Annotated in this window: 20 protein-coding genes and 1 pseudogene; 7 read left to right on the top strand and 14 right to left on the bottom strand. The window is 70.6% G+C overall.

Going from position 1 to position 24,021, the window contains the following annotated elements; genetic code table 11:
- Positions 1-170 (top strand): annotated as a pseudogene (locus AC5P1C_RS40040) (2-oxoacid:ferredoxin oxidoreductase subunit beta); the annotation flags it as partial.
- Between the two features lie 44 nt (positions 171-214).
- Here AC5P1C_RS40040 and AC5P1C_RS40035 read toward each other — a convergent pair.
- From AC5P1C_RS40035 to AC5P1C_RS40020, 4 genes are all read right to left on the bottom strand, one after another.
- Entirely contained in the window at positions 215-1,534 is a 1,320-nt protein-coding gene (locus AC5P1C_RS40035; RefSeq protein WP_493870915.1) for an aminotransferase-like domain-containing protein, read from the bottom strand.
- Positions 1,535-1,754: 220 nt separating this feature from the next.
- Positions 1,755-2,531 carry an ABC transporter permease gene (locus tag AC5P1C_RS40030; RefSeq protein ID WP_493870914.1) on the bottom strand — a complete coding sequence of 259 codons (777 nt, stop codon included), beginning with the start codon at positions 2,529-2,531 and terminating at the stop codon, positions 1,755-1,757.
- Entirely contained in the window at positions 2,528-3,493 is a 966-nt protein-coding gene (locus AC5P1C_RS40025) for an ATP-binding cassette domain-containing protein (protein ID WP_493870913.1), read from the bottom strand. The genes AC5P1C_RS40030 and AC5P1C_RS40025 overlap by 4 nt, the downstream gene beginning before the upstream one ends.
- Positions 3,494-3,531: 38 nt before the next feature.
- A complete protein-coding gene (locus AC5P1C_RS40020) occupies positions 3,532-4,206 on the bottom strand; it encodes a DUF4097 family beta strand repeat-containing protein (protein WP_493870912.1) in 675 nt (224 codons plus the stop codon).
- Between the two features lie 242 nt (positions 4,207-4,448).
- Here AC5P1C_RS40020 and AC5P1C_RS40015 point away from each other — a divergent pair, with 242 nt between their 5' ends.
- The 3 genes from AC5P1C_RS40015 to AC5P1C_RS40005 all read left to right on the top strand — a co-directional run bounded on the left by AC5P1C_RS40015 (position 4,449) and on the right by AC5P1C_RS40005 (position 9,358).
- A complete protein-coding gene (locus AC5P1C_RS40015) occupies positions 4,449-5,285 on the top strand; it encodes a GbsR/MarR family transcriptional regulator (RefSeq protein WP_493870911.1) in 837 nt (278 codons plus the stop codon).
- 337 nt (positions 5,286-5,622) lie between these two features.
- The gene (locus tag AC5P1C_RS40010; protein WP_493870910.1) at positions 5,623-7,893 is read left to right on the top strand and encodes an MMPL family transporter; all 2,271 of its coding nucleotides are present in this window, start codon (positions 5,623-5,625) and stop codon (positions 7,891-7,893) included.
- A gap of 118 nt (positions 7,894-8,011) precedes the next feature.
- Positions 8,012-9,358 (top strand): MFS transporter, encoded by a 1,347-nt coding sequence (locus AC5P1C_RS40005; protein ID WP_493870909.1) that lies wholly within the window; start codon positions 8,012-8,014, stop codon positions 9,356-9,358.
- Between the two features lie 237 nt (positions 9,359-9,595).
- Here the strand turns inward: AC5P1C_RS40005 and AC5P1C_RS40000 are convergent, their stop codons facing one another.
- Entirely contained in the window at positions 9,596-10,534 is a 939-nt protein-coding gene (locus tag AC5P1C_RS40000) for a ScbA/BarX family gamma-butyrolactone biosynthesis protein (RefSeq protein ID WP_493870908.1), read from the bottom strand.
- A 458-nt stretch (positions 10,535-10,992) separates the two neighbouring features.
- Here AC5P1C_RS40000 and AC5P1C_RS39995 point away from each other — a divergent pair, with 458 nt between their 5' ends.
- From AC5P1C_RS39995 to AC5P1C_RS39985, 3 genes are all read left to right on the top strand, one after another.
- Positions 10,993-11,622 carry a ScbR family autoregulator-binding transcription factor gene (locus AC5P1C_RS39995; RefSeq protein ID WP_493870907.1) on the top strand — a complete coding sequence of 210 codons (630 nt, stop codon included), beginning with the start codon at positions 10,993-10,995 and terminating at the stop codon, positions 11,620-11,622.
- Positions 11,615-12,529 (top strand): NAD(P)H-binding protein, encoded by a 915-nt coding sequence (locus tag AC5P1C_RS39990; protein WP_493870906.1) that lies wholly within the window; start codon positions 11,615-11,617, stop codon positions 12,527-12,529. The genes AC5P1C_RS39995 and AC5P1C_RS39990 overlap by 8 nt, the downstream gene beginning before the upstream one ends.
- A gap of 80 nt (positions 12,530-12,609) precedes the next feature.
- Entirely contained in the window at positions 12,610-13,410 is an 801-nt protein-coding gene (locus AC5P1C_RS39985) for an SDR family NAD(P)-dependent oxidoreductase (protein WP_493870918.1), read from the top strand.
- Between the two features lie 36 nt (positions 13,411-13,446).
- On the opposite strand, the gene AC5P1C_RS39980 is transcribed toward AC5P1C_RS39985, so the two are convergent.
- From AC5P1C_RS39980 to AC5P1C_RS39940, 9 genes are all read right to left on the bottom strand, one after another.
- Positions 13,447-14,115, bottom strand: a complete 669-nt coding sequence (locus tag AC5P1C_RS39980; protein ID WP_493870905.1) for a LysR substrate-binding domain-containing protein — start codon at positions 14,113-14,115, stop codon at positions 13,447-13,449.
- Positions 14,116-14,459: 344 nt separating this feature from the next.
- Positions 14,460-16,202, bottom strand: coding sequence for a GH3 family acyl-acid amido synthetase (locus AC5P1C_RS39975; protein ID WP_493870917.1), 1,743 nt, complete (start codon positions 16,200-16,202; stop codon positions 14,460-14,462).
- Between the two features lie 169 nt (positions 16,203-16,371).
- Positions 16,372-16,776 carry a MarR family winged helix-turn-helix transcriptional regulator gene (locus AC5P1C_RS39970; RefSeq protein WP_493870904.1) on the bottom strand — a complete coding sequence of 135 codons (405 nt, stop codon included), beginning with the start codon at positions 16,774-16,776 and terminating at the stop codon, positions 16,372-16,374.
- Positions 16,770-16,913 carry a hypothetical protein gene (locus AC5P1C_RS39965; protein ID WP_493870903.1) on the bottom strand — a complete coding sequence of 48 codons (144 nt, stop codon included), beginning with the start codon at positions 16,911-16,913 and terminating at the stop codon, positions 16,770-16,772. The genes AC5P1C_RS39970 and AC5P1C_RS39965 overlap by 7 nt, the downstream gene beginning before the upstream one ends.
- A 151-nt stretch (positions 16,914-17,064) precedes the next feature.
- The gene (locus AC5P1C_RS39960) at positions 17,065-18,609 is read right to left on the bottom strand and encodes an MFS transporter (RefSeq protein WP_493870902.1); all 1,545 of its coding nucleotides are present in this window, start codon (positions 18,607-18,609) and stop codon (positions 17,065-17,067) included.
- A 442-nt stretch (positions 18,610-19,051) separates the two neighbouring features.
- Complete coding sequence (locus AC5P1C_RS39955) at positions 19,052-20,272, bottom strand: cytochrome P450 (protein ID WP_493870901.1); 1,221 nt, start codon at positions 20,270-20,272, stop codon at positions 19,052-19,054.
- Positions 20,273-20,376: 104 nt separating this feature from the next.
- On the bottom strand, positions 20,377-21,588 hold the full coding sequence (locus AC5P1C_RS39950) for an acyltransferase family protein (protein WP_493870900.1): 1,212 nt from the start codon (positions 21,586-21,588) through the stop codon (positions 20,377-20,379).
- Positions 21,589-21,636: 48 nt separating this feature from the next.
- Positions 21,637-22,527, bottom strand: coding sequence for a fumarylacetoacetate (FAA) hydrolase (locus AC5P1C_RS39945; protein ID WP_493870899.1), 891 nt, complete (start codon positions 22,525-22,527; stop codon positions 21,637-21,639).
- A gap of 139 nt (positions 22,528-22,666) precedes the next feature.
- Positions 22,667-24,016: a pyridoxal phosphate-dependent aminotransferase gene (locus tag AC5P1C_RS39940; RefSeq protein ID WP_493870898.1), complete on the bottom strand. Its 1,350-nt coding sequence runs from the start codon at positions 24,014-24,016 to the stop codon at positions 22,667-22,669.
- Positions 24,017-24,021: the final 5 nt, after the last annotated feature.

Raw genomic sequence — 24,021 nt, 5'->3', positions numbered from 1 at the left:
CCGACCCCGACACCCTGCACCACACCCCCATCGGCGTCTTCCGCGACATCGAACGCCCCGTCTACGACACCCTCATGACCGACCAACTCGACACCGCCATCGAGCAGAACGGCAAGGGCGACCTCGCCGCACTCCTCGCCGGCGGCGACACCTGGACCGTCGCCGGCTGAACCCCGCCCTCGCTGTAGTGTCCGCAGCCGCGCGGCTGCGGACACTACAGCGAGGGCACCTGCATCTGGCCGAACCTGCCGCCGAAGATGCGCGCGAGGTCCAGCTCGGAGTCCAGCACCGTGGCCAGCCGGCGCACGCCCTCGCGGATTCGCTCCGGCGTCGGATAGCAGTAGGACAGCCGCATCTGGCGGCTGCCGGAGCCGTCCGTGTGGAACCCCGTACCCGACGCGTACGCCACCCGGGCCGAGACCGCGCGCGGCAGCATCGCCTTGGTGTCCACGCCCTCCGGCACGGTCACCCACACGTAGAAGCCGCCGTCCGGCTTCGTCCACGTACAGCCCGGCGGCAGGTACTGCTCGAGCGCCGACAGCATCGCGTCGCGGCGCTCCCGATATGTCTGCTGGAACGTCTTGATCTGGCTCTGCCAGTCATACGTGGCCAGGTAGCGCGAGACGATCATCTGGTTCAGCGTGGGCGGGCACAGCGTCGCCGATTCCGTGGCGAGGATCAGCTTCTCCCGCACCGCGCGCGGCGCCAGGACCCAGCCGACCCGCAGACCGGAGGCGAACGTCTTGGAGAATGAGCCCAGGTACACCACGTTGTCGGGATCGAGCGAGTGCAGCGCCGGGTAGGTCTGGCCGTCGAAGCCGAGCAGGCCGTACGGATTGTCCTCGACCACCAGGACGTCGTACGTGCGACAGATCTCCAGGATCTCCGCCCGTCGTTCGACCGCCAGTGTCACACCGGCCGGGTTGTGGAAGTTCGGGATCGTGTAGAGCAGCTTCACGCGCTGCCCGGTGATCCTGGCCTGCCGCAGTGCCGCCCGCAGTGCCTCCGGGACCAGGCCGTGCTCGTCCATCGCCACGTGCATGACCTGTGCCTGGTACGCGGCGAAGGAACCCAACGCGCCGACATAGGAGGGACCTTCGGCCACCACCACGTCACCCGGGTCGCAGAACAGCCGCGTCACCAGGTCGAGGCCCATCTGCGAGCCGACCGTCACCACGACGTCGTCCGGGTGCGCGGTGATGCCCTCCAGGGCCATCACGTCGCAGATCTGTTCCCGCAGCGGGGGCAGGCCGTGCGCCGAGGCGTACTGCAGGGCCGTCAGGCCGTCCTCCGCGATGATCTGCGCGACCTGCGTCGAGAGAGCGCCGAGCGGCAGCGCGGCCAGGTTCGGCATACCCCCGGCCAGCGAGACCACCTCCGGCCTGCTGGCTACCGCGAACAGCGCCCGGATCTCCGAGGCGGTCATGCCCGCGGTGCGCGCGGCATACCGGTGGTGGTGCGGGTCGGGTACGTCGCCGCCGCTCTGCTGCGGCACGGGGCTGTGCGCGGTCAACTCGTCGTTCGCCATCAGCATGATCTGTCCGTCCGCCGATCCTGGTTCAGCCTCGCCAGGCAGCATGGGCGCCCGCGCTCAATGACCGCTCAAGTCCTCCTCGCAGCCGACTACGGAACCGACGGACGGAACCGGCCGACCGACCGACGGCACAAGAATGTGGCGGCGCACGCCGACGGGTGTCGGGGTGCGCCGCCACTGGGCGGGACGAGCCGGGGGTTGGCGTCCCGCACGTCTTGGGTTACTTGGGGTCGCGGTTGAACTGTGCGCTGGACCAGCGGTAGCCGAGGATGGTCAGGCCCACGCACCAGGCCAGGGCGATCCAGCCGTTGTTGCCGATCTCGGTGCCGAGGAGCAGTCCGCGCAGGGTTTCGATGGCCGGGGTGAAGGGCTGGTACTCGGCGATCGGCTGGAACCAGCCCGGCATGCTCTGAAGCGGGACGAAGGCGCTGGAGATCAGTGGCAGGAGGATCAGGGGCTGTGCGCTGTTGGCGGCGGCCTCGGCGTTCGGGCTGCCCATGCCCATCCCGACCGCGATCCAGGTGAAGGCGAGGGAGACCAGGGCGAGCAGGCCGAAGGCCGCGATCCACTCCAGGACACTGGCATCGGTGGAGCGAAAGCCCATGGCGACGCCCACGGCGCCGACGAGCACCACGCTCAGGATCGCCTGGAGGACGCTTCCCGCGACATGTCCGAAGAGCACGGACCCGCGGTGGATGGCCATCGTGCGGAAGCGGGCGGTGATGCCCTCGTTCATGTCGGTGGAGACGGAGACCGCGGTGCCGATCGTGGTGGAGCCGATGGTCATCAGCAGGATGCCGGGGACGATGTAGGCGATGTAGGCGTCGCGGCCGGCGCCCCCGCTCATGGTGTCGCCGAAGATGTAGACGAAGAGCAGCAGCAGCATCACCGGCGTGAGCAGCAGTTGCAGGGTCAGCGATGGGTAGCGGCGCGCGTGCAGGAGGTTGCGGCGCAGCATGGTGTTCGAGTCGCGGACGGCGAGGGAGAGGGAGCTCATCGGACAGCCTCCTTGGGCTGGCTGGGCACGGTGGTGCCGGTGGTACCACCAGTGAGGGCGAAGAAGACGTCGTCGAGGTCGGGAGTGTGCACGGTCAGTTCGTCGGCCTCGATGCCCGCTGTGTCCAACTGGTCAAGAATGGCGCGCAGTTCGCGCTGGGTGCCGTCGCTGGGGATCTGCAGGGAGAGGGACTCGTCGTCGCGGACGACCTCGGGAAGGGCGAGGATCGCGGACTGGTACGCGAGCGGGTCGGAGAAGCGGAGACGCACGTGTCCGCCCGGGATGAGGCGCTTGAGCTCTTCCGCCGTGCCTTCGGCGGCGATCTTGCCGTCGTTCAGCACCGCGATGCGGTCGGCGAGTTCGTCGGCCTCTTCCAGGTACTGGGTGGTGAGGAAGACGGTGACGCCGCCGTTGACGAGTTCGCGGATGATGCCCCACATGTTGTGCCGGGAGCGGGGGTCCAGGCCGGTGGTGGGTTCGTCGAGGAAGATGATCCGGGGGTTGCCGACCAGGGTCATGGCGATGTCCAGGCGGCGCTTCATGCCGCCGGAGTAGCTCTGGGCGGGCTTCTTGGAGGCCTCCACCAGGTCGAAGCGCTCCAGGAGTTCGGCGGCGACGCGGCGGCCTTCCTGCTTGGGGAGGCGGTGCAGGTCGGCCATGAGGAGCATGTTCTCCTCGCCGGTGATCAGGCCGTCGACGGCGGAGAACTGCCCCGTCACGCCGATCGCGGACCGGACGGCCTGCGGGTCGGCGGCCAGGTCGTGTCCGTCGATGCGGATGGTGCCGGCGTCGGCGGTCACGAGGGTCGAGAGGATCTTCACGGCGGTGGTCTTGCCGGCCCCGTTCGGGCCGAGCAGAGCGAAGATCGTTCCTTCGGGGACGGTGATGTCGACGCCGTCGAGCACGACCTTGTCGCCGTAGGACTTGCGCAGCCCGTTCGCCGCGATGGCCAGATTCGTCATGTTGGTGCTCCTCGGAGGCTTCGGTCAGAAGCTGGGGGTCAGAGACTGCGTGCGGTGATGTCGCCGTAAGCGGTGGTCGCGTGGATCTGCAGGCCGGCGGCGGCGCCGTCGGTGTTCTGGAGGGTGTTGTTGATCCGGCCGTAGCTGGTGCCGGCGTCCAGGTGCGCGGAGACACCCTGTGCGGCGCCGACCGAGATGTCGCCGTGCTCGGTGCGCAGCGTGACCTTGCCCTTGACGGCTTCGGCGATCTGCAGGGCGCCCTTCTGGGTGCTGATCTCCGCCGGACCGCCCAGGCGGCCGACCGAGATGTCACCGGACTGGAGACTGAGGCGGGCGCTCGCGGTCTCGTCGAGCTTGACCGAGCCCTCCGCGCCCTCGAAGTTGACGTCGCCGAGCTGTCCGACGCCGCGGATCTCGCCGCTGGCCGCCTTGGCCACGATGTCCGATCCCGCGGGCAACTGGACGGTCACCTCGATGACTCCAGAGGCCCCGAGGATCTGGTTCTTCGCCGGTGCGGCGTTGATCCGCAGGACGCCGTCGGCGCCGTACTCGACGGTGGCCTCCTCGGCCGCCTTCACGTCGCGGCCCTTGGACGCGTTCGCGGGCAGGACCTCGACCGTGGTGTCGGCGCGGTCGGCGGCGATGATCCGGATGCTGCCCGCGGCGATGTCGACGACGGCGGAGACCGGGGCGGGGGTGTCGAACTTCTGCATGATGCGCTCCTTCTTCTCTGTTGCGTGCCCTGCGGCCCGCTGTTTCTGATGATGGAAACGCTAAGTTGCATTCGCGGTTATGGCAACAGCGAAGTTGCGCGCAACAGACATTATTCCAGCTCAGAGCCGTTTAATCGTTGCAGTGGACTGGCGACTAACGCAACGCAAGCAGTGCGTTGCGTTGCAATGAGTTGACGATGAACGCTATAGTCGGGGCACCACGGACCACGAAGGAGACCGCGATGCCGGGAGGCAGACTCACTCAGCAGGAACGCCAGGAGATCGCGCTCGGCCTGGCCGACGGGCTCGCCTATGCGGAGATCGCCAGACGCCTCGACCGTCCGACCTCGACGATCACGCGCGAGGTGATGCGCAACGGCGGCCCCACCGCCTACCGCGCCGACCTCGCCCACCGCGCCACCGAACACCGCGCCCACCGCCGTCGGCAGTCCACGCCCCGCGATCTCAAGGCCCCTCCGACAGCCCACGGCCGGGACGCCGAGGCCGTGCGCGAGTTCGAGGAGCTGTTCACCACCGTCATGATGGGCTCGGGGATGCCCAAGATGATGTCCCGCGTGATGGTCTGCCTCACTATCACCGACTCCGGGAGCCTCACCGCCTCCGAGCTCGTCGAGCGCCTCCAGGTCAGTCCGCCGTCCATCTCCAAGGCGATCGCGTTTCTGGAGAGCCAGGGCTTCGTCCGCCGCGAACGCGACGAACGCCGTCGTGAGCGCTACATCGTCGACGACGACATCTGGTATCAGTCGATGATGGCCAGCGCCCGGTCCACCGCTCACGTCGTCGAGACCGCGCGGCAGGGCGTCGGAGTCCTCGGTCCCGGCACCCAAGCCGCCACTCGCCTCGAAGGCATCGCCCGCTTCCTCGACTTCGTCAGCGAGAGCCTCGCGCGCGCCGCGGATCAGGCGCGCGAGGTCCTCTACACGAAACCCGACTCGGCGAGGGGCGCCACGACTTCGAGCGGCTCGGCATCGGTCAGCCCGGCGTCGGGCAACTCGACATCGGTCAACTCGGCACCGGACAGCGCGATTTCGGACGACCCGACTCCGGAGGACATCTGAGTCACGTTTGCCCGGCGCCCGATCGGTGCATCGGACGTCGGGCCGGCGTCAGGCTGACGTCGGCGTACTAAAGAAACCACCTCGGCGGTTTTCAAGTCAAGCCTTACGGTCTGCTTGATGCTCGCCGGTGCTCCCCGGACCTGCGGGTCGACCTGCGTTCCACTGCGGCTCAAGTCCGCCCTGTAAAGCTTCTGATGTGCTGGTTTCCACCGCTCTGGAGCGCGCAGGGGCGCCTGCGGGATGGCGGAGAAGTGCCGTCCGGTAACCAAACCGCGTGCGCGGTTTGTTAATCTGCCCGGGTCTTGGTGTCATTCGATCCCGACGGGAGCCCCCCACCATGGCGACGTTGCTCTATAAACTGGGCCGTTTCACCTTCCGGAGGCGAGGCCTGACAGCACTGCTGTGGCTGCTGGTCCTCTTCGGAGCCGCCTTCGCGGCCTCCTCCGCCCCCACACCCCCCGCCGACACCTTCTCCATGCCGGGAACCGAATCGCAGAAGGCCTTCGACCTCCTGGAAGAGAAGTTCCCCGCCGCCGGCGCCGAAGGAGCCAGCGCCCGGGTCGTCGTCCGCGCCCCCGAGGGCGAGCGGATCACCACGTCCGAACACAAGGCCGAAGTCGCCGACCTCGTCGCCGACCTGGCCAAGGGCCCGAAGGTCTCCCGGGTCACCGACCCGTTCACCAGCGCCGCGGTCAGCAAGGACGGCACCACCGCCTACGCCGTGGCCACGTACGAGGTGGCCGCCACCGAACTCGCCGACAAAGAGCACGACGCGCTGGACGAGACCCTGCAGTCGGGCCGCGACGCAGGTCTGACCGTGGAGGCCGGCGGCGACGCCGTGAAGATCGATGTCGCCATGGGCGGCACCGGCGAGCAGATCGGCGTGCTGATCTCAGCGGTCGTCCTGCTCATGACCTTCGGCTCCCTGATCGCTGCGGGCATGCCGCTGCTGACCGCCCTCGTCGGCGTCGGCGCGGGCATCAGCGCCATCACCGCCCTCGGCAGCACCCTCGGTCTCTCCGCTACCACCTCGAACCTGGCCATGATGCTCGGCCTCGCCGTCGGCATCGACTACGCGCTGTTCATCGTCTCCCGCTACCGCTCGGAGATGATGGAGGGGCACGACCGCCAGGAGGCAGCGGGCCGGGCGGTCGGCACCGCGGGCTCCGCCGTCGTCTTCGCCGGACTCACCGTCATCGTCGCGCTCGCCGGTCTGAGCGTGGTGAACATCCCCGTCCTCACCAAGATGGGCCTGGCCGCCGCCGGAACCGTCGCCATCGCGGTCCTCATCGCGATCACCCTGGTGCCCGCGCTGCTCGGCTTCGCCCCGGTCCGCGTCCTGCGCCGCCGTGACCGCGCCGCCTTCCGGACCAAGCCCCTGTCGGCCCGTCAGGAGCGCAAGGCGGCCAAGCGCGCCGCCAAGCAGGCGCCCAAGCAGGGCAAGGAGCAGTCCAACCTCGGTACGCGCTGGGCCCGTTACGTCCTGCGTCACCCGGTGGCCGTCCTGCTGGTCGGCGTCATCGGCCTCGGTGTCGTGGCCCTGCCCGCCGCCGACCTCGAGCTGGGTCTGCCGGGCGAAGGCACGATGGCCACCGACACCACCCAGCGCAAGGCGTACGACATGCTGTCGGCGTCCTTCGGCGACGGCTTCAACGGCCCGCTGATGGTCACCGTCGAGTCCGACAAGGCCGCGGCCGCCGCGAAGGCCGTCGGCGAGCGGTTCGCCGACCAGGACGGCGTGGTCTCCGTGGCCCCGGCCGCCGCCAACAAGGCGGGCGACACCGCGATCTTCAATGTCGTACCGACCAGCGGTCCCAACGAAGGTGCCACCGAGGAGCTGGTCCGCTCCTTGCGCAAGCTGGCCGGCGGCATGGAGGCCGACACCGGATCCGAGATCCTGATCACGGGTCAGACGGCCCTGTTCATCGACTTCTCCCAAACCCTGGACGAGGCACTCCTGCCCTATCTCGGTCTGGTCGTGGGCCTGGCCTTCCTGCTCCTGATGCTGGTCTTCCGGTCCCTCCTGGTCCCGTTCAAGGCCGCACTGGGCTTCATGCTCTCGGTCGGCGCGGCACTCGGCGCGGTCGTCGCGGTCTTCCAGAAGGGCTGGCTCGCGGACGTCTTCGGCGTCGAACAGCCCAACCCGGTCATGAGTACCCTGCCCATCCTCATGATCGGCGTGGTCTTCGGACTTGCCATGGACTACGAGGTGTTCCTGGTCAGCCGCATGCGGGAGGCGTACGTCCACGGCGCCACCGCCGGTGAGGCGGTCGTCGCCGGCTTCCACTACGGCGGCCGGGTGGTCTCCGCGGCCGCCATCATCATGATCAGCGTCTTCTCCGGGTTCATCGCGGAGGACAACGACCTCATCAAGATGATGGGCTTCGCCCTCGCGTCCGCGGTGCTCTTCGACGCCTTCGTGGTCCGCATGGCCATCGTCCCCGCCCTGTTCGCCCTCCTCGGCACCAAGGCGTGGTGGCTGCCGAAGTGGCTCGACAGGCTGCTGCCGAACCTCGACGTCGAGGGCGCGAAACTCGACCGCGACCCGGCGGCCAATGTGCGCGCCCCCGCGCCGAACCCGCAGCGTGAGCACGAACTGATCCGCTGACCTGACCGATGGCCGGTTCGCACCCCGCGGGATATGTGTCCCGCGGGTGCGGACCGCGCGAGGTGCACCTCACGAAAGCCCTTGCCCAGATATGACTTTGACGTGAAGATCCGGGATTGTGACTGACACCGACAGAGCCGGACCAGCAGACAGAGCCGGTCCCGTCGAAACCGGCCGCTCCGTGCCGCCCGCCGGGCCCGGCGGCGCCCTCGCCGTCGCCGACGCGACGACGACCGCGACCGCGGAGCCCGCCTCGCGGCCCGCGCACCGCGACACCAATGTGCTGCGCTGGCTCACCGCGTACTTCGCCTCGATCGTGGGCGACAGCGTCTACTTCCTCGCCCTCGGCTGGGCCGCCGCCCAGCTCGCGGGCCCCGCACAGGTCGGCATCGTCCTCGCGCTCGGCGCCGTACCCAGGGCCCTGCTGATGCTCGTCGGCGGTGTGATCGCCGACCGGTTCGATCCGCGTAAGGTCGTCATCGGCTCCGACGCCCTGCGGGCCGCGGTGATCCTCGCGGTCGCCGTCCTGCTGTGGCTCAGCACCCCGCAGCTGTGGCTGCTGATCGTGGTGGCGCTGGTCTTCGGAGTGGTCGACGCACTCTTCATGCCGGCCGTGGGCGCGCTGCCGCCCCGGCTCACCGGCCCCGACGAGATCGTCCGCCTCGTCGGCATGCGGCAGCTGGCGATCCGGATCGGCAAGGCCGTGGGGCCGCCCATGGCCGGGTTCGCGCTCGCCCACCACGGCGAGGCCGCCTTCGCGCTGGCCGGGGTGCTGTTCGCGATCTCCCTGGTCCTCCTGGTCTCAGTACGCATAGCGCCGCTGCCGCCGAGCGGGGCAGCTGCTGAACCCACCACGCCCGGGCACGACTTGACCGACGGGCTGCGCTACATCAGGCGGCACCGGGTCGTCGGCCCCCTGGTGCTCGCCACGGCGTTGAGCGAGGTCGGGTTCATGCCGCCGCTCCAGATGGGCGTGTTCCTGCTGACCAAGGAGCGGGGCTTCGGGGCCACCGGAATCGGCTGGATACTCGGCGCGTTCGCGATCGGGGCGGGACTGGGCGCCATCGGCCTGTCCCTCGCCGGGCGGATACGGCGCGCCGGGCTTGTCCAGGTCGGCGCGATGGTCGTGGCCTCCCTCGCGATCGGTGCCATCGGGCTGCTGCCGACCGTGGCCGGAGCGGCGGCGGTCGCGGGCTTCGCGGGACTGGTGGGCGGGGTGTGCGGGGGCCTTTCCGTGGCGCTGATCCAGCACAACACGGCCGCCTCGTACCAGGGCCGCGTCGCCGCGGTCCTCGCGCTGTCCCATGTCGGCCTCGCCCCGCTGGTCTTCCCGCTCTTCGGCCTGGCCGCCGGGGCGGTCGGTGTGACGCCGATGTTCCTCGTCGGCGCGGGGATCAGCGCGGGCGCGGCCATCGTGGGACTGCTCTCCGCCGAGGTACGGCGGGCGGAACTGAGGGTGCGTTAGCGGGCGGGGGCGGGGTTCTGGCCAGGGGCTCCGAACGGTGTGCCGCCGGGCCCGGGGCCGACCGGGGTCGTGCGTGCCTCCGGCCGCCGAACTCGCCCACCTCGGCATCCACGTCGTCATCGTGGAACCCGGCCCCTTCCGCACGGGCTTCGGCCGCCTGTCGCGCGTGGTGTCGGGGGAGCGGCCGAGGGGCTGTCGGGGCCCAAGGCTCCGACAGCCCCCGTGTGTTCCGCGTGATCAGACTGCCGGGGCGTGAGCCTCGATCGCGGTGATCACGCTGGTGAAGGTGGTCTCGCCGCCCTGCGTCGCCAGCACCTGTACGCGGTGCGGGGTGTCGCCGTAGGCCGCCGCCGACCGGGCCGTGACACAGCAGGGCGAGTCGAACTCCGAGAACTGCATGAAGGTCGACTCGAACCTGACGGGGTAGAGGTACTCCTTGCCGCACTTGGCGTGTGCCGCTTGCCGGGCGGCCTCCAGGAGCAGCATCCCCGGCGCATGATCCACCGGGTGGTCGAACAGGATGGGATGCGAGGTGTCGGTGCGAAGCAGCCAGCGATCGTGGTGCCCTGTCGGCGAGAGCACCACGTCCTTGGCGCTCGCACGCGCCACCGAGCTGGGCGGAACCGGGCTGGACGGCGGCCCCGCCGCGGCGACGGCCTTCTCGAGATCCGAGTGCACCCCGCGCAGGCGTCGGTACACCGAGGGCGCGTGGCATGAGAAACGAGCCTGCGCAGTGCCCAGATGGACACCGTCGCGCAACGCGATGACGTGGAGCGTCAGTGCGGCGAGCTGGCCCCTGCGGCGCCGGATGTCCGAGCACGTGATGTACAGATCGAGTTCGGCGGGCTCCTCGGTGACGCCCATCGTGGACGGCACGATCTCGTAACTCAGGTACTGCCATATCAAGTGGTGCCCGAACGGCATGTCGTAGCCGCAGTGCGACAGCAGCGGGAAGCACTGACGCACGGTCTCGGCGAACAACAGGGGATCGTGCAGATCCCCTGTTCCGGTGTAGAAGCGGTGGCCCGCGGGCCACCGTGCGGACACGAGGAACGTGTTGGCGCGCAGCTCCTCCCACTGAGTGAGAAACACCTCCTGTGAGTCCCTTTTGTGCACATGGCTCGGCGGGACTTTCGACTCAAATGGGGCAGGATTGTGCTGGATGACGACAGGCATGCGTGACCCCCGTTGCGCGGGTAGAGAGGACTCTTCGCCGTGCACAGATGGCGCTGATGCGCCCTTGACGGCAACATAACGAGTGTTCTTTTTGTTGTCGAGGCCTGACTGAAGCCCGACGTTCGCTCGAACTGGCCACCAGAGCGGCTTGAGAGTGAGTCCATGCAGGGTGTTGGGCCCGGAACGGCAGCTCGGGGGGCGTGTGCCGCGTGCCGCCGAAGGGGACGCGCAGGCTCCGCGGGGCGGCGACTTGGCCGAGACTCGGCGGTGACTGGGCTTGAGCAAGGCCGAGGACCGCGGCCCGACTTGGCCGACTTACACCCACGGGCAGGGGCGGGTGGGCGCGGGAGGGGGAAGGCCTTTACCGGCTGTATGGGGGTGGCACCTAGTGCGCCGAGGAGTAAGATCTGAAAAATAGCGGCCGTTCGTTTTCGTAACGTAGAGAGGCGGGGTGCTGGATGGCGGAACCAAAACAGGAGCGCGCCCTGAAGACGCGGGGCGACATCCTGCGTGGCGCGGCCGAGGCGTTCGATGAACTCGGGTACAGGGGCGCCAGCATGAGGGACATCACGCAGCGGGCGGGAGTGACGCTCGGGGCGATGTACTTCCACTTCGACAACAAAGTGCACCTCGCCAAGGCCATCATCCTTGCCCAACCGGACATCATGGTTCCGAAGTTGCAGTCCGACGGGTTGCAACGACTGCTGGACCTCTCCTTCGTCTGGGCACACGAACTGAACGAGAACCCGTTAATGCGGGCAGCGGTACGGCTGGCCGTGGAGCAGCGGGTACACGGCATCGCCCACGACACGTCGTTCAAGGACTGGGAGCGGCTCTTCACGGACTGGTTGGAAACAGCCCGTGACAGAGGTGAGTTGGCTGCGGACGTGGAGCCGGCGGTGGTCGCCGAGTTCTTGGTCGGCGCCATGACTGGTACGCAGCAATCCGCCCACGTGGCGGGTGCGTGGGACACGCTGCCGCAGCGCGTGGTGAACATGTGGCGGTTGCTGTTGCCCGGGGTCGCCACGCCCGAGGCTGCCGCGTCCCTCGACCTCGACCCCGGCAGATGGGAAGTCAGGCTTGTGTGAGTCATGTACGACCACACAGACGCTGCCGGACGGTTCCAGGGGCGGGAGCGTACGGCCGCTGAGGATCGCGGTCACGGGAGCCACGGGCACGATCGGGTGCCGCGTCGTGCGGCACCTGGCGCCCCGGCACCACGTGCAGGTGATCACTCGGGACCCCGAGGCCGCGCAGCGCACCGGCATTCCGGGCTGCAAGGTCCGCGCGGACTTCGCCGACCGGCGTGCGATGCGGCGTGCCTTCGCGGGCGCCGACGCGCTCATGCTGATCACCTCCGATCCGCTCTCTCCCGACCACGACGAGGTCGCCCTCGAGGCCGCGCGCGCCTCGGGCGTACGCCATGTCGTCAAGCTGTCGGCGCTGGCGGTCACCGACCCCGATGCGCAGGACCTGATCACCCGTTGGCAGCGTGCGTGCGAGGACATGGTGCGCGCCAGCAGCATGGAGTGGACCCTGCTGCGGTCGCGCGCGTTCATGTCGAAGGCGCTTGAGTGGGCACCGTCGATCCGCGCGCAGGGCGTGGTGCGCGCGGTCTACGGCTCGTCTCCCAACTCGTGTGTGGACCCCTCCGACGTGGCGGAGGTGGCCGCCCACACTCTGACCGAGCCAGGGCACTTCGGCCGGAGCTACGCGCTCACGGGGCCCGCGGCGCTCACGGCGCGGGAGCAGGCCGACATACTCGCGGGGGAGCTGGGCCGCCCGCTGAGGTTCGAGGAGCTGACGGTCGGGGAGGCCCGGGAATGGTGGCGGCGGCGCTACCCGGAGGCGTTCGCAGGCGCTGTGGCGGAGAGTGCCGAACGGCAGCGGGCAGGGGCCAAGGCCTCGGTGGCCGACGGAGTCAGGTCGGTCACCGGCCGCGCGCCGAACAGCTTCGCCGACTGGGTGGGACGGCAGGCCGACCAGTTTCGCTGACGTCTGGCTTCTGACATCAGACGTTCCGTCAGACCGCAGTGCCTTGGCCGTAGTTGACTGACGTGACAGGGTTCAACGAGATGAAGGGGGCTGTGGTGTTGGAACGGGGCGGGGACAAAGGCTTGTTGCTGCAAGGGTCGACCATCATGATCACGGGGGCGTCCAGCGGCATCGGAGCGGCTGCCGCACGACTGTTCGCCGCCGAGGGCGCGCAGGTCGTCCTCATGGCGCGGCGTGAGGAACGGCTCCAGAAGCTGGCGGAAGAGATCGTCTCGGCGGGTGGCTCGGCGTTGCCGGCGCCGGGAGATGTCTCGGATCCCGCGGCCGTGGCACGCGTCGTCAAGGAGACCGTGGAGACGTACGGCGGCCTCGACGGCGCCTTCAACAACGCGGGGTGGGCGACGGCGGGTACGCCTCTGCACGAGACGGACGACGCACTGTTCGACCGGATCATCGACATCAATCTGCGTGGCGTCTGGAACTGCCTCAAGCATCAGATCCCCGCGATGCTCGCATCGGGCAAGGCGGGTTCCATCGTCAACACCGCGAGCGTCGCCGGTGTCCTGGCGACGGGGGCGACGGCTCCCTATATCGCCGCCAAGCACGCGGTGATCGGGCTGACCAGAGCCGCCGCCGACGAGTACGGCCAACAGGGGATCCGCGTCAACGCGCTGGTGGTCGGAAGCACCCGTACCGACCTCATCGCGGACGTCCTGGACGAGGCACCCCACCTCGAGGAGGAGTTCATCGCCCGGTCCACCCAGAAGCGGATCGCCGACCCCAAGGAAGTGGCACAGGCCGCCGCCTGGCTCTGCAGCGACCGTGCCTCCTTCGTCACGGGTGCCGCGATGCCCGTCGACGGGGGCTGGACCGCGGCCTGACCTTCGCGCGGGAGACCTGGGCCCCGCCGCGCGGGCTCACTGCGCCGCGCCCGCCTCCGCCGCGGTGATGAACTCCAGCACATGCGCGGGGACGTCGCCGCGCCGCCAGGTGAGCTTCACGACGGCGGGCGGCAGGTCGTGCGCCGGCACCACACTCACCCCGTCGGGCGCGACGCCGGACAGGGACTGCACCGACAGATGCACCGCGGCGCCCGCCCGCACCAGCCGCAGCATCTGCGGTACGGACGTGAAGTGGTGCGCACGGCGCAGGGGCCGCCCGGACGGGGTGTGCCGGGGCACCATCTCGTCCCACACGTCGGCCGGGAACAGGGCGGGGTGGCCGAAGACCGCGTAGTCGGCCAGGTCCTCGACCGACACCGACATACACCGGGCGAGCGGATGGTCCGCGCCGACGAGGGCGGCCCGGGGGTCCTGGGCGAGCACCCTGCTGGTGACCAGATCCGGTTCGCGTTCCCCGAACTCGGTGAGGATCACGTCGAGTTCCCCCGCGCGCAGCAGCCAGAACGGGTCGGTGAAGTCGTACGAGCTGATCCGCACGGTGGCCGTGTCACGCCCCGCGAGGCGCAGGACGCGGCGGACCACGTCGATGGCGCCGTGATGCCCGAGGCGGACGAGATCCGGCTCGGGCAGGGCCGCGCACAGGGCAGGGTGGGTCACGAGCGGAGTCACAGTCGGGTCGGGCATCGCGCTTCTCCTCGTTCGACCGCGCACCTCCGGGAACCGGGTTCCGGTCCCGTCCCGGGGGGTGTGGTGCGCGGCGGTGGTGTGGTCATTCGGGGGTGCCGCCCCTCTTCGCCAGGGCGGGGGTCGGGTACGTGGGACTGAGGTTCCCGGTCCACGAGGGGCGGCGGGAGGGGCGGTGCGGTTGGGTGCCCCCGCCGGCAGCCGGCGCCGTGCCCGTCGCCTCCTGGACGCGGTGCACCAATGCCGCCCGGTCCGGTGGGCGCGGACCGTCGTCGACCGCGTTCAGGTGCCGGCCCCGGACAGGGCGACGGCGCAGGCCAGTCCGGCGACGCTGCCCCCGACGATCACCGCGGTGGCCACAGCGGCCCCTCGGCCGGGCTCTGAGCGGACTTGCCGCCTGTGGCGGGCGGGGCAGCCACCTCTTCCGCCCGGCCCTGCGCGGGGATGCCGTCTGTGGCGGGCCCGTCATTCGGGCCGCCGTACGCCGGGCCGTGCTCCTGAAGTCCCGTCAGACGGGTCCAGTCGCCGGGGTCCTGGCGAAAGACCCGGTCCTTGGCCGCCGAGGGACGCACACCTCCGGCCACGCGCCGATGCCAGTCGCGCACGAAGGCATCCGCGTCGAGCAGAGCGAGCGACGGCGAGGCGAGCCGCCCCCCGGTGCGGGCCCGGCAGTAGTCGGCCGACTCGTCGCGCAGCGCCCGGTCGAGCCGTGCGGGGAAGCGGTCGCGCTCGTCCGGGCTCCACGGGGTGGCCGGAGCGAGGGCGAACTCGTAGGCCGCGGTGCCCTGTTGGGACACCGACACACGGCACGCCACGCCACGCGCCTCAAGGCCGCCCGCGCCCAGGGCCCGGGTCAGCGCCCTGAGCACCTGCGCCTCGCGCAACCGCTCCCCGGCGTGGTCGGAGCGCTCCCCGCGCCCCGCGTACTCCAGGCGAGGCACGCCGTCGACGTGGTCGAGGACCCGTACGACGTCCCCGGCCGCGTACCGGTACAGGCCCCCGACGTGGCTGAACACCACGTGGTAGTCGCGGCCCGGCTGCAGTTCGTGCGGCTGAAGGGTCTGGGCGCCCGCGCACAGGTCGGCGTCCGCGTCGGCGAACTCGTACACCGCGGCGGTCACCACCAGACTTCCCGCGGTGGGATGCCGGTCCAGGGCCACGGTCACCGGGCCCTCGGCCGACGCGAGCGGGGCGGGCAGCACGCTCACCCCGGCGCCGAACTCCTCGCGCAGCCGCGTGAGTTGGAGCGCGGCAGGCCCGGTGGTCCAGCAGGACAGGGCCCGGATACGGGGCCATACGTGGGCCGGGCGGACCGTGCCGAACCGCTCGGCGAGCTCCTCCAGGCGCCGCGCGCGCCGCGGGTTCGGCCTGCGGTGGGGCAACCCGTGGAGAGTGCCGCCGCGGACCTCCTCGACGATCCGCGGCCACCACAGGCCCAGCTGGTAGGGGAGCGACGCCACCAGCGCCGGGTCGGCGGCGACGACACAGCGCACATCGCTCTCCACCGCGAGGCGCAGCCGCAGATACATCCGCTCCAAAGGCGCGTCCGCCGCCACCGCCGAACCCGGCACCGCCCAGGGCGCGCCCGTGCCGGGTTCGCCGGCCGGTGGTTCCGGGTTGAGGTTGAGCACCGCGTCGGGGCGCTCGACGGCCTCGGGGAAATGCTCGACGAGCGGGGCCCACGTCGCGTAGGAGAAGGGCAGGAACGTGGTGTGCAGAAAGCGCTGTGTCACCGGGATCCGCTTGCGCGGCCCGGTGCTGCCGCCGCTGCTGACGAACCACTCGGGGTGGTCCGCGGTCAGCACGCCGCGCTCACCGGCCGCGCTGCGCTCGATCCACGGCTCCAGGTCGGCGTAGGTCTGCACGGGCACGGCCGCGCGGAAGTCGGCCAGGGTGCGCAGGCGCCGGAACCGGTGCTTCTGCCCGTACTCCGTACCGGAGTTGAACCGCAGCAGGTCGGCCAGGACATGCTCCTGGGCCCGGACGGGGTCGGCGAACGCGTCGCGCAGCCGACGGCGTTCGCAGGCGACCCGGTCCCGGTAGCGGCACAGCCGGCCGGGATCCGTCCACGCGTCGGCGGAACTCATGGCCTCCCGGCGCATCACTGCCATGGAGTGAACTCCCTCGGGTGAGCGTGTCCCGCCGCGGCCGCGCCGCGGCGGCCTGATCCGCCGCCGAGATTACGCAACGTATGGTGAGGAAAGGGAGTTGTGCGGGTCTATGCACCTTACTGTGGCAACTTGCCACAATGGCACGTCAGATGGGGTAGCCGACCGCCTCGCGTCCCGTCGCGGTGCGCCGGAGCACCGCGTTCACCTCGTTGCCGAAGGTCAGCGTCGCCTCCCGCAGCTTCTGGACGCCGGTCTTGGTGAGCACCGCGTAGGAGGTGCGGCGGTCGTCCGTGCCGATGCGCCGCACCACCATCGCGTCGATCTCCAGGCGCCCGAGCATGCGGCTCATGGTCGAGGGCGACACCCCGATGGCGTCGGCCAGTTCCATGACGCGCAGCGGCCCGCCGCCCGCGTCCTCCAGGGCGCTGAGCGTGAGGAAGTCGGAGAGGCCGACGCCATGGCGGCGAAGCAGCGCACGGTCGACGGCGCTGTTCACCCGCCAGGTCAGGATGATCTGTTGCCGCCAGGCGGACGAATCGGCCGTCACCATCGGCTGCTCCCACGCTGTACGCCCGCCCCCGCGGGGCCTGACGCCACTGACGGCACGCCCTCGATGCGGCGCCGGCCCGCCGCGGCGAGCGCGTAGGGGTGCGCGGGGTGGGACCAGACCTTGATGCTTACCGTCATGTCGGCGGCTCCTTGTCACTTCGATCCGAACCGTCCCGATCCGACCCGCCGTCCGTGGCGCCGCGGATCGCCCCGCGGCTCACCCTGCGGGCTCGCCCTCAACCGCTGGACGGACACGAATCGCCGGGCAGACTCAACAGCGGGGACAAGTTCAGCCGTTCACACCCGCCGCCGCGGGCTCCTTGTCCGCCGTCCCGCACGTCGGTGCCGAGGACGCGCTCTGCTTCTGCAGTGCCGCGCAGCTGTCCGCCGAGCCGCAGGCCGGGGCCGGGAGCAGGTTGGCCGGCTCCTCCTGCCTCGCCGGAGCGTCCTTCTTCAGGGCCAGGGCGAGGAAGCCGCCGAGGACGAGGAGGCCCGCGCCGATGAGCCCGGCCAGGCGCAGGCCGCTGACGATGTCGGCTGCGGCGGCGGTGGCGTAGGTGCCGGTGAAGGTGGAGTTGGCGACCGCGACCAGGACGGCGAGGCCGACGGCGCCGCCGACCTGCTGGGCGGTGGAGGCCATGGCGCTGGCCACCCCCTGCTCGTCGTCGCCCACGCCGGAGCCCGCGGAGGCGAAGACCGACACGAAGACGAGGCCGCCGCCGATGCCCCAGATCACCGAGCCGGGCAGCAGGGCGTAGAAGGAGCCGCCGGTGGTCATGGCGAGCGCGGTCAGGCCGATGCCGACACCGTTGACGATCATGCCGGTGGACAGGGTGACGCGCATGCCGTAGCGGTGCATGAACTTCGGCGCCAGCTTCCCGGAGCCGATCATGGATGCCAGGGTCAGCGGAAGGAAGGCGAGACCGGCCTCGATGGCGCTGTAGCCGAGCACGGGTTGTACGTACGTCGTGAAGACGTAGTACCCGGCCGCCAGCGCGGTCTGGAAGACCAGCAGCACAGCGACGGACACGACAAGCGGACGGTTCCGCAACAGCCGCAGCGGCATGAGGGGCTCACGGGTCCTGGCCTCGGTGACGAAGAACGCGGCGAGCAGCACCGCGCCCAGGATCAGCGCGCCGAGGGGAAGCGTGTGCGTCCAGCCCTCCTCGGGCCCGGTCACCAGACCGGTCACGATCGAGGAGACGCCGACGGTCGCGAGGATCGCGGCGGGCAGGTCGAAGCCGCCCACGGAGAGGTTGGCCCGCCCGTCGGGACGTACCGCCTTCGGGGCGGGGATGAGCACGATCAGGGCGAGCGGGATGTTGATGAAGAACACCCAGCGCCAGGACGCCAGATCGGTCAGCACGCCGCCGAGCAGGGCGCCGGCCGCGAGGCCGAGTGACCCGGCCGCACCCCACACGGCGAACGCCCTGGTGCGCAGGGGGCCGTCGAAGGACGTGGCGATCAGTGCGAGCACGGCAGGGAAGAGCAGCGCACCGCCGACGCCCTGCACCAGACGGGCCCCGATCAGGACGCTCTGGGTGGTGGCGAGCCCGCCCACGAGCGAGGACACCGCGTAGAAGACCAGACCGGCCATGAAGAGGCGGCGCGCCCCGATCCGGTCCACCGCCCGGCCGCCGAACAGGAGCAGACCGCCGAAGGAGACCGCGTACGCGGAGACGACCCACTGCAAGGACTGCGCGGAGAAGTCCATGGACTCACCGATGTCCGGCAGAGCCACGTACACGATGTTGTAGTCGACGCTGATGATGAACTGTGAGAAGGCCAGCAGGAACAGGACGAGTCCTGTCCGCTTCGCTGGAGCCGTGGTCATGAGACCTCCTGAGGCCTGACGAGCGGTCAACTTACGGGGGGCAGACGGCGGCGGGACGGTGTCGCGCGAACGGAACCAACTGGCTGAGGCCGGTATTCGGTCCCTCGGAGCCGGGATCCGGGGCACTTGGCGCGAATCAGCCGGGCGCGGTCTTGAAACCGATGGTGGCTTCGTCCCACGGCACGGGCCTGGCGATCACGGCCCGCAGGGCGCGCATGGTGCGCGGCGGAAGGTTCGCCGGTGTGCACCTGGCCGCCGGGGGAGAGCAGCCCGCCGCCGTCGAGGTGCACCGAGCGCACGGCGCCGCCCCGCGCGCCCAGGCGCGGCCCGAGCGTGCGCTCCATCGGAGTCGACGCGGGCCCGACGAGTGCCACTTGATGTCCCAACTCCTAGATGGTGGCGGCCAGTTCACTGCCCAGGGCTCCTTCGCCGGCCGGCCGTCTCAGCCGAACCGCAGCGGCAGCTCGTTGGGTCCGGTGATGCCGACGGCGGGCCGCCACGTGACCTCGCCCGCGAGCGTCGGAGCGGCCAGCTTCGTGGCGAGGGCGGGCAGCGCCTCGGCCAGCTCCATACGGGCAAGCGGCGCCCCCAGGCAGTAGTGCGGGCCGCCGCCGAACTGCAGCACCTGCGTCGTGCGGGGCACCGAGATGTCGAACACCCCGCCGCCGGGATAGGCCAGCGGATCGCGCTGCACGGCCTGCACGCCGATCAGGAACATGGTGTCGCGGGCGAAGCGCTCGCCCCGGAACTCCAGGTCCTCGGTGACATGCCGGAACACGGCGTTCGACGACGGGCGCCAGCGCATCACCTCCTCGACCGCCTGCTGGGCGAGCTCCGGGCGCTCGCCCAGCAGGCGCCACTGGTCGGGGTGCTCGGCGAAGGTCACCATCGCGTTGGCCAGTTGCAGACGGGTCGTGTCATGGGCCGCGAAGACCATGGTGACGACGAGGTTGCGCAGCTCGTCCGGGGTCACATCGCCATCGGCGGTGCGCACCGCGACCAGGGCGGAGATCAGGTCGTCGGCCGGGTTCCCGGCCTTCTCGGCCATCAGCGCGTCCACGTAGTCGTAGAGCCCGGTCACGGCCGCCTCGACGCGCGCCGGAATGTCGCCCCCGGCGGCCAGGCTGAAGACGAGGCCGATGTCGGAACTCCAGGTGCCGAAGGTGGGGAAGTCCTTGGCGGGTACGCCGAGGAGCTCGGTCATCACCGCGAGCGGCAGCCGGTCGGCGAAGTCCGCGTAGAAGTCACAGGGGCCGCCGTCCGCGGCCAGCTCACCGGCGAGGCGCTCTGCGGTCTCCCGGATGACGGGGCGCAGGCCGTTCACCATGCGCGGCGTGAACGCCTTGTTCACCAGGGACTTGAGGCGGCGGTGGTGGGCACCGTCCTGGTTGACCAGCGCGCCCACGAACCAGTCATAGACCGGGCCTTCGGTGATGCCGTTCTGCTTCATGAAACCGGGGCCGTCATGGGTCATACGGGGGTCCCGGACGATGTCGTTCGCCTCCGCGTGGCGCAGGACGAGCCGTCCGAGCGGGGTGTTCGCATACCAGTGCCGCTCCCGCGCATCGGTGACTTCAAGGTTCTCGAAGCGGAACGCGGGATCGATGACGTCGAGAAACGGGACGCCGGGGGTGACCGGAGCGGATTCGGTGGCCGCTGTCATCTTCGACCTTCCTTCGGGGGAGCGGGGCGGCGTGAGGGCGGGAGCGGGCTTAAGCACCAACTCGGGGGCGGGGCCGAGGGGTCCCCGCCGCTACGTGACGTGGCTCATACGACGGGCGTGCGGGGGGCGGCTTTTCGGGACTTCGACCATCGGCGGGTGAGGGGGCGCTCCACCCACGCGTACAGCGCCCAGGAGATCAGCAGCGACACCGCGATCTCCCCGGCCAGCAGCGCTGTCCCTGCCGGGGTGCCGAGCATCCGCTCGCCGAGAAGCTCACAGACGAGGGTCAGGACCGTGTAATGCACCAGGTAGAAGGCGAAGGAGACCTCGCCGAGCCAGACGGCCGCGGGCCGGCTGAACACGCTGCGCCGCCCCTTCGTGTCCGCGAGCGCCCCGGCCGCCACGAGCAGCGCGGCCGGGACGACGCACATCACGCGCATGCCGTACAGGAGCGGGACGAAGGAGGCGAGGGCGTACGACGCGGCGAGCAGCACACCGGACCAGAACATGCCGATGTCGCGCCAGCGGCCCGTCATCACCGCCCGCGCCACGAGGATGCCGAGCACGAAGTCGAGCAGCCGCATGGGCGGGAAGATGTACGCGAACCAGAAGTAGTTCGCCGAGTTCCCCGGCTCGTTGGGCACCACCTCGGTGCCGAGCGGAATCAGTGCGTACGTGATCAGCGGGGTGAGCGCGATGGCGGCGACGGTCCCCGTGAGCCAGTACTTCAGACGGTGCGCCGGGATCCGCTTGGCGAGCGGACAGAGCGCGGGGAAGCAGAGATAGAAGAACGCCTCCGTGGACAGCGACCAGCCCGGATTGTTCACCGCGAAGTTGGTGGTCACGTCCGGCACCCACGACTGCACCATGAACAGGGTGGTGGCCCCCTGCCACACCTCGGTCCTTGAGCGGTCGACGAGCAGCAGCGCGAGCAGCCACGTCACCAGATAGACCGGCACGATCTTGGCGTACCGGCGCCGCCAGAAGGCCCGCGCGGGATCGCCGTCGCGGGCCGACCAGGTCAGGATGAAGCCGCTGAGGACGAAGAAGAAGGTGACGCCGAGGCCGCCCGCCTGCGCGGCCAGGGCGTAGAACCCGTCCGCCACACCGTCGTCGGCGAACAGCCGCATGTCCTGGAGCGGCAGCGCGGCGTGGAAGAGGAACACCAGCAGAGCCGCGGGAAAACGGAGGCCGGTGAGCGTCGGAAGCCTGCCGCCGCCCAGGGCGACGTGCGGCGCGCCGGGAACCGCCGCCGCACGGGGCGGGACGGTCGCGGTGGCGGAGCCCGACGGCCTGGCCAAGTCCTCGGTACTCATGGGACGGTGACCCCTCGCGTAGTGCCCCCTGGCGGGAGGCAGGTGGAGTTACTCCGTGCCGTGCGTGCCGCCGAAGCGGACGAGGTTGGTGAAGGCGACGTCGTGGCTCTTCACGTCGATCGTGATCCGGTCCCCGTCGGCGATCCGGTAGCCGTCGTGGAAGCTGGCCTCGTCGGCGCCGAGCAGGACGTAGTTGACGAGCCCGGGGCGGCGCAGGGCCGGGTACTCGAAGAGGTTGTCCGCCATGTCCTGGACCTTGAAGTACAGGGCGTCCGCCCCGCAGTCGAAGGTGCCCTCCCAGGCCGCGACGCCGTCGCGCTCGATGAGGGTCGTGCCGGTCACCGTCCGCGGCGGCTCGTCCAGGAACAGCCACGGGGCGATGGAGGTGTCGCACAGCTTGCAGTACGGGTTCCAGCCCGGGTTCTGCCGATGCAGACCGATGTCGCACAGGTCGTTGCCGAAGGTGTAGCCCGCGTAGTGCGGCGTGCCCGCCTCATCGTTGACGTAGACGAGGGCTACCTCCGGCTCCTCGATCAGGGCCACCGCCTTCGCCGGCACCGTCAGTGTCTCGCCCGGCATCCGCAGCCAGTCGCCGAAGCCCTTGAAGAACCAGTGGGGGGCCACGAACTCGGTCTCGTCGGTGGGCTCGTCCTCGTACTTGGACTTGTGCGTCCGCATGAAGCCGCTCACCAGGGCGTTGTTGCTGGCGGTCGGCAGCAGCGGCGGCAGCTGGCGCAGCGGTGTGCCGCCGTCGACCGTGATCGCGTCGGTGTCCCGGATGAGCGCCTCGACGGCCTCCCGGGCACTGCCCGCGGCGACGATCGCCGCCTGCACCTGGCCGTCGGACACCTTGTGGAGGGTCAGGTCTTGGCCGGGCACCGGCCGGGCGAAGCCCGCGTACCGCTCGCCCTCGTACTCGCACTCGAAGAGGATTGACATGGTGTGCGGCCCTCCAACGGCCGTGAGCCTCAAGCAGCTTGGACAGGGGCCCCGGATGCGGACGGGTGACCGCCGGGGAGAAGGAACCGCATGCCGGGGCCGGGGGAAGGAACCCCGGCATGCGGTGCCTGACGGCCGGTCAGGCGGCCCGGGGGCCGTCGAACGCTGGACCGGCCAGATCGGCGAGCACCGTCTCGATCCGGTCGAGCAAGGACCGGATCCAGGGCAGCGCGGTGGGATCGTCGGACATCAGGGCGGCGGTGCGCTCCTCGTCGGTGTCGCCGTAGAGCCGGCTCGTCGCCGCCCGTACCCGCAGCGCCGCAACCGGCTCCCCGAACACGCTCGCCGGGAGCACGCCCACGCCGTAGCGCTCGACCAGGAACTTCGCCAGCTCGGGCCCCGTGTAGACGCCGTGGGCCCGCACCAGATGGGTGGCAAGGGGTCCGAAGTCGGGGTAGAGGTAGCAGGTCGCCCGCACCGGCGCGAGGATCGCCCCCGCCGCGACGAAGCGCTCCGCCACCGCCCCGGCCACCGCCGCGTGCAGCCGCCTGCTCGCGGCCACCCGTTCCACGATCTCCGGCGGCTCCCCGAAGGCGTATGCCGCCGCCTCCTGCACCGGCGCCACCGGGCTTGACCAGATCTGGCTCGCGACACCGACGAGGCGGGCGTGCAGCGCGCGCCCCGCCCCTCCGTCGGGCAGCCGGGCGACACCGAGCCGCCAGCCGCCCACGGCCAGGTTCTTGGTCAGACCCGTGGTCACCACGGTGCGTTCGGGTGCGAAGTGGGCCGGCGAGATGACCTCGACCGCCGCGTCGAAGACCAGGTCGGTGTAGATCTCGTCGGAGATGATGACGAGATCCAGGTCCCGGGCCGCCTCGCCGAGACGCCGCATCGTCTCGGGCGAGGCGACCGTGCCGGACGGGTTGTCCGGCAGGGTGACCACCACGGACCGCGGATCGTGTCCCGCGGCCCGTGCGGCCAGGACCGTCTCGCGCAGCAGCTCGGGGTCGGGCACGCCGCCCTGGCCCGGCGTGACCGGTACCGAGAACGGCCGCACCCCGGCGAGCCGGGCGTGCGCCGCATAACTGACCCAGCTGGGCGTCGGGATGACCACGTCACCGCCGACGGCCAGGAGGAGCGCGAAGAGGAGCGGCTTGCTGCCCGGACCGCACACCACCAGGTCCGGGTCCGTGACCAGGCCCCGGCGGCGCCAGTACCCGGCGGCGGCTGTGCGCAGCGCCAGGCTGCCGGCCACCGGCCCGTAGGCGGCCCGGTCCGCGGCCTCGGCGAGCTTCGCCCGCAGCACGGGAGGAATGGGCAGGCCGATCTCACCGCTCGTCATCGCGAGCACCTGCTGGCCGGCCCGGCGCCGCAGCGCGATGGCCTCGTCGGCGGCGAGCGTCGCGGACATGGACACCGGCCCGGAGGCGGACAGCGACATGGGCGCGGAGGCGGACATGGACACCGGTGCGGAGTCGGACACGGACACGGCCC

The sequence above is a fragment of the Streptomyces sp. A18 genome (assembly GCF_059026065.1).
The sequence above is the reverse complement of the archived record's forward strand: the minus strand, read 5'-3'. Positions and strand labels throughout refer to the sequence as shown.

Coding starts and splice junctions, on each gene's coding strand:
- AC5P1C_RS40035 (WP_493870915.1), bottom strand. CDS start 1,534: ATGCTGATGGCGAACGACGAGTTGACCGCGCACAGCCCCGTGCCGCAG.
- AC5P1C_RS40030 (WP_493870914.1), bottom strand. CDS start 2,531: ATGAGCTCCCTCTCCCTCGCCGTCCGCGACTCGAACACCATGCTGCGC.
- AC5P1C_RS40025 (WP_493870913.1), bottom strand. CDS start 3,493: ATGACGAATCTGGCCATCGCGGCGAACGGGCTGCGCAAGTCCTACGGC.
- AC5P1C_RS40020 (WP_493870912.1), bottom strand. CDS start 4,206: ATGCAGAAGTTCGACACCCCCGCCCCGGTCTCCGCCGTCGTCGACATC.
- AC5P1C_RS40015 (WP_493870911.1), top strand. CDS start 4,449: ATGCCGGGAGGCAGACTCACTCAGCAGGAACGCCAGGAGATCGCGCTC.
- AC5P1C_RS40010 (WP_493870910.1), top strand. CDS start 5,623: ATGGCGACGTTGCTCTATAAACTGGGCCGTTTCACCTTCCGGAGGCGA.
- AC5P1C_RS40000 (WP_493870908.1), bottom strand. CDS start 10,534: ATGCCTGTCGTCATCCAGCACAATCCTGCCCCATTTGAGTCGAAAGTC.
- AC5P1C_RS39995 (WP_493870907.1), top strand. CDS start 10,993: ATGGCGGAACCAAAACAGGAGCGCGCCCTGAAGACGCGGGGCGACATC.
- AC5P1C_RS39985 (WP_493870918.1), top strand. CDS start 12,610: ATGAAGGGGGCTGTGGTGTTGGAACGGGGCGGGGACAAAGGCTTGTTG.
- AC5P1C_RS39980 (WP_493870905.1), bottom strand. CDS start 14,115: ATGCCCGACCCGACTGTGACTCCGCTCGTGACCCACCCTGCCCTGTGC.
- AC5P1C_RS39975 (WP_493870917.1), bottom strand. CDS start 16,202: ATGAGTTCCGCCGACGCGTGGACGGATCCCGGCCGGCTGTGCCGCTAC.
- AC5P1C_RS39970 (WP_493870904.1), bottom strand. CDS start 16,776: ATGGTGACGGCCGATTCGTCCGCCTGGCGGCAACAGATCATCCTGACC.
- AC5P1C_RS39965 (WP_493870903.1), bottom strand. CDS start 16,913: ATGACGGTAAGCATCAAGGTCTGGTCCCACCCCGCGCACCCCTACGCG.
- AC5P1C_RS39960 (WP_493870902.1), bottom strand. CDS start 18,609: ATGACCACGGCTCCAGCGAAGCGGACAGGACTCGTCCTGTTCCTGCTG.
- AC5P1C_RS39955 (WP_493870901.1), bottom strand. CDS start 20,272: ATGACAGCGGCCACCGAATCCGCTCCGGTCACCCCCGGCGTCCCGTTT.
- AC5P1C_RS39950 (WP_493870900.1), bottom strand. CDS start 21,588: ATGAGTACCGAGGACTTGGCCAGGCCGTCGGGCTCCGCCACCGCGACC.
- AC5P1C_RS39945 (WP_493870899.1), bottom strand. CDS start 22,527: ATGTCAATCCTCTTCGAGTGCGAGTACGAGGGCGAGCGGTACGCGGGC.